This window comes from Klebsiella sp. D5A, from assembly GCF_001620885.1.
Lineage (GTDB): Bacteria > Pseudomonadota > Gammaproteobacteria > Enterobacterales > Enterobacteriaceae > Klebsiella > Klebsiella variicola.
This window is the reverse complement of the sequence record NZ_LOAR01000032.1, coordinates 1-7,720: the sequence shown is the minus strand read 5'-3', so window position 1 is coordinate 7,720 and position 7,720 is coordinate 1. Positions and strand designations below refer to the sequence as shown.

Annotated in this window: 2 protein-coding genes; one reads left to right on the top strand and one right to left on the bottom strand. The window is 52.0% G+C overall.

Features of this window, described 5'->3' with window-relative positions; genetic code table 11:
- Window positions 1–3,836, top strand: a 3,836-nt coding sequence (locus AS136_RS25720; protein WP_148718841.1) for a hypothetical protein, incomplete at its 5' end; no start/stop codon positions are given.
- Window positions 3,837–3,938: 102 nt separating this feature from the next.
- Here AS136_RS25720 and AS136_RS25715 read toward each other — a convergent pair.
- Window positions 3,939–7,697 (bottom strand): hypothetical protein, encoded by a 3,759-nt coding sequence (locus AS136_RS25715; RefSeq protein ID WP_206743621.1) that lies wholly within the window; start codon window positions 7,695–7,697, stop codon window positions 3,939–3,941.
- Window positions 7,698–7,720 lie beyond the last annotated feature (23 nt).

The window sequence follows — 7,720 nt, the reverse complement described above, 5'->3', positions numbered from 1 at the left end:
ATGACAGCGCTCTTGCGGTTGAGGTGATGAACGTTAGCGGGACGCTGCAGCCTACCGGGCGGAAAATGCCATCTCAGGCAGAACTGGATAAAATTGCACATGCCCTTGAAGAATCTGTTGAGATAACAGAAACGCTTTCACGTTTGACACTGACAGAAGCTCTTTCACTTACGGCATCTGGAAGCTGGTCGTTATCTGATGAGGCTGTTGGGCAGCTGCGAACTGCGTCTCTTCCTGCCGGGGGGGATACCTCAGCAAAACTCGTACTCACTGCAGGTACCAACGAGTTTTTTAGCAGGGATTTTTTCCCGGGAGAGACGCTAACTGACGGGGATATAACCACACATTATAATCCCCTGTACCTAAAGGAAATGACAGTATCAAATGTCATTGTGGAAGCGAATGTTCTCCGTGCAGCCTTTTTTCCGGTCGTTGGTGATGGCGTTGTTGCGACATCACAGTACACCGCGTTCGATCCGGAACATGACTTTGCTTCTATACGGGCTGATCAGGGCTCCACAACAGCGTTGCGTGGCGTGGTTCTGCATTCCTCCGGTACCTATCTTCAGGTCACTATTCCTCGCACTGAACTGAGCGCTGCCGGATATCCGGCAACCCCAGCAGGCGTCCAGGCTTATCTGCAGTCGATGTGGCCCGAGAAGGTTTTTTATTATGCTTCAACCACTACGCAAGTCATTCATACGGCATCCCTGTTTTCAGTTCCCCCAGGTACTCTGACAGTTGATGCCAGTACAGGTCTTGTTTTTGCTTTTTCTGTTATGAATTCCGGGGAAATGAACCAGGTTCCCGAAGTTTTACACAGCAATGCAGTTTCAGCCGCGGTAGCAAAAGATCTGGCGCTGAACGGACGCTATTCACGCCTTGTGTATAACGGGCCGCTCCTCGGCCTGCCTGGATATTCGGATAAAAACCGCCTTATCGTTATTGATACCATTCAGTCAACCAGTGCAGATGATAATCAGTATGCCCCGCGCATGGTGGATCTCGCTTTCAGCGTTAACGGCATGCGGGTTGGCAGGCGCATTGTACCTGCCAATCAGTCACTGCTGCAGAATGGTATCCTTCAGGGATTCAGTGAGGCACATCGACTGAATGAGCTTAAGGGGGTAGAGATACGGTACACTGATGGTGTCTCGGTAACTTCAACGTCCTGGTTTCCTGGTGCGGTGATGGTTATCGCGAAATTCATCAGAAAGGATGGCGCCGTATGGACTCTGACTAACACTGGCGTACCCGGTTGTGTCGATTTGGCGGGCCAGTTCAGCTATGTCACCGGGAATGAATCAGCGCTGCTACGGACCGATATTGTCACTTCACTGGGTGGGTATAAGGGAAACGGATGCCTGCAGTTTTCGGTTCCTGTTACTCTGCTTGATGCCGCCGGGGTACCTCTGTTCAGTCCGTCAGCGATTTTCAATTATCTTTACGGGCTGTCTCGCAATTCAGTATTCACCTACAGAACGGCCTCATGGCAGATCACCCGTGACCTGCAGGACATTATGGCTCTGAGGGTTCCTGCTGGCGCGCTTAGTATTGAACATCTGAATTCCTCTGGTGACAGGAACGGTATTATACTCCGGGTCTACGAAGAGGATGCAGTGAACGGGGCCGACGTCGGCGACTATGTCCGCGTAACCGGCGATGTTAAAAATGCCACTACGCAGGACTATCTTAACTACCCCGTAGAACTCAAAGTCCGGTTCCCTGCGGGAAAAGTACCGTCTCAGGAATGTCTGGTTCTGACGGATGAAAACGGCCTGGAGTACGATTGCCAGTTCTCAGGCACGGAGCATCCAAACCCGCGTCAGCGCTCACAGCCGGGATTTCATCCTGATGGTTCCCTGGCAGCAGGCTCTGTCTTTACGCTGGCCTCTGTTCCGGCGGGAGAAACCCGGTTCTTTGAGCTGAAAGCTTACGCCACGGCCAGAAAATCTTATGCTGAAAGCCCTTTGCTGACTGTGCCATCAGCGACACAGCGTACAGTGACGCTTGATGGCTATACTCTGACGTTCACCAATTCCGGTGTAGTGGCTGCCGGGGCATGGGCACTTGCCTCGATCACTGACCCCAACGGGACCGTTCACAACATCACGCTTAACGCCTATCTGAGTGGCTCAACATGGGCTTCCGGCGCTTACCAGGAGGCAGGTTTTCAGGGGGCTTCATCCATTCGACTGATCAATACTGGACCAGTGTTTGTCGAGATTGAGGTGGTTTCTTGGAATCTGCCCATTGATAACGTTCCTTCCCAGGCTGTACGGGCAGTGATGCGTTACCGTCTCTTTCGTAACGGGAAACTGCAAATCCGCCTGGTGTCATCGATGGAAGTTGCTCTGCCGGTATCAACCCTGTCTGGGGTCATCGCGCGACTGACTTTCGGGGACGGTGCGTATCCGTATGACCCACAGGCCGCATCAGTTATTTTTACAGACCCGACCAGCGGCGATAAATGGGCGGTGACAGCAGTCAGGGCGAACGGCGATGTACATCGTGACGGGCAGACATATGGACCGACACGTCCTACCATGCTGGAAGTTCGTAACCCGTCATCTTCTTCCGTGAGATTGTATGCTGGCTGGAAATATCAGACCCAGGACCACAACTCCTTTATTACCTGGCCGGTCAACAAAGGTTGGGCCTGGACAAGCGAGTTCTGGTTTGACATGAGGTCACCTTCAGCAACAGCCAGGGATGTGTTCTCCAGGGTGCTGAATCGTCCGGTTGGTTTCCTTGGACAGTCATCATATCCATCTACCCAGGTCCGCCGGGCACTCCGCGAAATTGAACTGCATCTGGACGGGTCGATGGACTGGTGGTATTCCGGTGATGCCCGGCAGTGGGAAGGCGGGCCGGGAGATACGCGCACGTTTAAATATGCGCCGGTAACGTATGAGATTGTCAGATATCTGAAAGACGGCCTCGGGACGCTGGAGGGAATTTACACACAACTTGAAACGGTCGTGAAATCGTTCGGGGTACCTGTGCTGGCAAATATTGGGGCTTCTTATCTAAATGGCGGGCATCTTCTGCAGTTCGCTTCCCGCATCAGTGTTCCGGTTCTGCACTGGCTCTATAAGGTTGCGGTTCTGAAAGGAAACACGACTGTCAGGGATAAAACTGCCGTAGCGATAAAAAGCTTTGCCGATGCGATAGTGACTTACTACAACGCTAATGGCGGAGTCGGGCTACAGGGATCAGTTGCGGGGAAAGGTAACTCGAACAGCAATGCCACAGGACTGAGGATTGTTGCGCTGGGGATCATGTCCGGGCAGGACGCTGCAGGGGCTTATCTGGCAACCTATAATGGGATTCAGTCTCTGCTGATGCAAAGTTCCGGGTTTATGTATGCCCAGAACATCCTCAAGGAAGGAGCATCAGACGTGCTGTCGGCTAACTGGTGGGTGCATTATCAGGTATTTGCCTACAACAATTACCTGCTGGGGTGTACAGCTGCTGGCAGGGAATCTGCCTTCGACATGGATAACTTTATTCTCATGTCGTCGTCAGCCCTGGGCGGATTTGATGAGATTGACTACTGCGCATCGGAAAGCCGGCGGGGCAGTTTTAACACCATCACGTTTGCTGCATACCCGATGATGATCTCCGGAAGGCCCTCGATGATGAATGCACTGCTGACATCTCTGGATCTGTTCAATTCTGAATATGGACCACAATCCGGCTTACCCAAGCGCTATTTCGGTTTCGATGGTTATCAGGCTGGAAGTACTGTAGCCACAACCGATATACCGTTCTGCGCAACGACCTTCTCTGATGTCTGGCTGGATCAGTATTTTCGCCAACGACAGTTAGGATAATAATAAATAGCCATGGAAGGCTATCTTATTAGAGCGATTAACCATCCGTGGTTTTATTCCATAAAAAACTTACTCAATTTCTGTATGACTCAGCTTATAAATTTAGCCAGCATTATTTTTCCAGAATTGCATCCAAACGTCAGCCATAATATTGCAGGCGAATGTATAGTCTGAAAATCTGGTTGACACAACGGAGTAATAATCAAGATCCCATAACTTTATCTGACCATTCGTGTTGGCTCCGCCATATTCGTCAAAAGCATCCATCATACGTTCCGCAGCCTCCAGACAGGAGTTATCGCCAGAATGCAGAAGCGGATACAACATAAACGCCACCGTTGATGGCACTCCTCGTCGTGATTCCGCCGTACAGTAATCCACCTCCTTTAATCCCCCGTAACCAGAAATCGCATTCAGGGCAAACGTCGTCATATCAAGCACCGAAGCGCGACCTGTGATCCGGCAACCAATGAGATAGTTGTTCCAGGCGTACATCTGGTAGTGCAGATACATGCGCTTCGGCACGTTCTCGACAACGTTATCGGTGATGATATTTTTCACCCCGGCAAAATACGTCGGGCTGGAGAACTGGCCGTCAACCATATTCATCGCAGCTGTATAGTTACCTGACGGATCGGTGCCGGTGGCCACTGCCATCGCCCATGCGCGGAATGCCGCCGCATAAAAGTTGCTGTTAGCTTTACCCACCCCGCCAAATGCCGCGTAACAGTCCGATGCCATCCGGTCGATGGCGGTCTTCAGTTCAGTCTGTTTTGCCGCATCACCTTCCATCACTGCCAGTTGATACAACCACCACAACTGAGGCAGTACCAGGCGGGAGGCAAACTGGAGGGACTGGTAAGCCTCCGGCGCGCCAAGGTGAATACTGGCGATACCCGCGCCGCCGTACTGAGCCAGAGCCCAGGACTGAAATTTTGCGTAAACGCCCGCAAACGTTCCTGTGCGCAGGTGCAATAGCCGGACGATATCCCCCGTGACGGTATTGAATGCCCCATTCGCATTGTCCGTTGCGCTGGCGTCGTGGTCATTCCATGAAGAAAGCCCACAGACAATATTTCCCAGCCGCGACATTAATGCCGCCTGGCGAACGCGGGGGTACACGGAAGACCGGGCAGCAAACCCAACAACCGGATTCAGTTCGACATCGGAGAGTGCAACATTGTCCGTAACCGGCTCATTCAGATGGACACTAAAGCCGACGGTCCAAGTCCAGTTTTTTGGTGCGCCCAGGGTTGTTTTAGCTGAACCATAGATAGCGCCAGCCTGCCAGCCACCGTCAAACCGCAGGTAGGAAGTCGTTGCCGTCAGTCCTGCCACCGGCGGACGGTTACCCAGCGTTGCATTCTCTGCCTCATCACGGATGACATCCCCTCCTGCCCAGCGGATGGATACGGAACGGGAGACAGCGTTGTCTGCCCAGATGGCGTTGTACTCGTTACGTATGTTTTTGGTTGCCGTCGAATTCAGCTGAAGCCGGGTCATGCACCCAAAAAGTACGTTTGCAGCCATATCCGTCGTCAGTCGCACCGCCGCATCAATCTGGATATAACCATTACGGAAAATCTTCGTACGGTAGGTGAATTTCAGCAAACCCGCCGATATTTCCTGATTATCCCCGGCCACACCATTCGTAAACGTGGTTTCGACTTCCGTAAACACCGGCCCGTCACTGATGACTGTGTACTTTGCATCCTGATAATTCACGGTGAAGATAGACCAGGCGCCAGCTGAAAGCCTGATCAGCAGCTGCTGGCAAATTGCCGTGTACGTCATGCCGTCTCTGTTCAGCTTGTAAGGGAGCCATCCTACGATGCTGTCAAAGCGGACCTGGGTTCCATCATCCGCTGTAACCAGAAAACTCGTGCTCGTTTCCTGAACGGTGTGATTTACCGATGATGCTGTCTGCTCTGTCGGGAATGCTTTGATGATGTACTTTTTAGCTTGTCCGGCGGCAAGATTATCCAAGATAAGCAGTTCACCGCTACGAAGAGAATCATCCCCCCAGTAACTCAGGGTCCGACCACGGCGGGGATTAAAGTCCGGCTCCCCGGCCCACTGGCAGGGATAGACTTGTCCGTCGATATCCGTCACCACAATACATTTGTCGTTTGGAACTTCGCCTGCCTTGAACTTGCATTTCACCCTGACAGGGCGAAGACCGGTTGCAGAGCCACTGTTGTTCTTTACCACCGCCTCATAACGCTGGTAAGTCGTCAAACCATCAGAAGACATTTTCGCTCCGTAGAAATTTCCTGTCAGAGTGACAGCCGTATCGGTGGTCAGTGAAACCGCCCCGGCACTGGCCCGGAAAAGATTACTGAAAGGCCGGGTGGCAACGGTTGCGCTTACCTGGCTGAAAACATATCCAGCGAGTTTCTCAGTGACATACTGAATAACACCGGCAGTGGTAAGTGCATATCCCGCCAGGACGACATCAGCATTCATGACAGCCATAATCAGACTGCCGGTTGCCGCTTCATAGGTAATCCCCCTTGTCGTTCCGCTATACAGGGTGGAGGGGGTATAGGCTCCGAAATAGTCGGTTCTGTCACGGATGATACGGGTTGAATCAGCGGGCAGCGCTCCCGGAAGAGTGACAGGGATTTTAAATATCGTTCTTCCCGAGTCAGTATTGACAGACAGGCTGTAGATTCCGACAGGTTGTAGAACAAAGTCGACATAGGGCGAATTAATGGTGTGCCCGGTTATAGATTCACCTTCCAGAAGAGTGACAGTTGAAGCTACACCTGCTGCATCGACAAGACTCATAACAGCCCGGCGAATATTCGCCGATAGCGATAATTTATCGAGGCTGAAAATACTGTCACCGGCGAAATTGGCGCTGAAGTTGACGGATGAACCATAGTTACCCACTGCCCCAAGGTGGTATTTATAGTCTTTGAGGGCCGTAACCAGGTCCCTGTATTTATCGGTAGCATATCGGGCATTCTGCGAACGAAGATCGGCCGCTACTGCACGGGCCAGCATTGCGCCGGTGTCCAGTACCAGTTTTTTAGTGATCTGAATGGTAGCGGTGCAGTTCTGATCTGTTGCCACCGTGATATTTCCGGGTTCGGCAAAAAACAGGGTGTATTCCGGAAGTTGTTGCGTCACGGTCGATTTTTGGCTAAGTATCAGGTCCCCGTAGGTTTGCCAGAAATAAGCCTGGGCACCGGCAGCCGTATTCTCAAACCCTGCGCTGGTCATTTTCCCCTGTGCCACGACGATACGAACAACACCTGTAGCGGCATCAAAAGTAATGGTATCAGCGGTATAGGTATAGGCTGCGGAGGCAATACCCACAGCAATACGATTTTCTCTGTCACGCAATACCCTGGATTCGGATGTGGAATATGCTCGGGGAAGGCGCATTGTGCCTTCCAGTACCCAGGTCGCTGCGGAATTGTTACCAGTGACGCTGTTGATCAATGCTGAACGAACAGATACATCAAAAAAAGGAGTGCTCAGCACACCATCGGCAAGGGATTCACCGTTAAAAAATCCACGCCGGAATAATGTTCTTCCTGCACCGGTAATCGTCAAAATACACGCAGCGGTAGCAAAGGATGTCGAAAATGACTGTATGTTAAGTAACGTCATGTCAGCACAGGTCGCAGAACCATTAAGTACTGACGATCCACCTGCAGCAAACTGGCCGAGATACTGACTAAAGTCTGCGGCCAGTGCCCGGCGTTCCGGCATGCTCATGCCATGTAACAGCGCCTGGCGTGCGGCAGAATCTGATGCAAGTCTGGCTGAAATAAGAATGCTGTTATCAACCGCCACCTGAGATGGCATTTTCCGCCCGGTAGGTTGCAGCGTCCCGCTAACGTTCATCACCTCAACCGCAAGAGCGCTGTCAT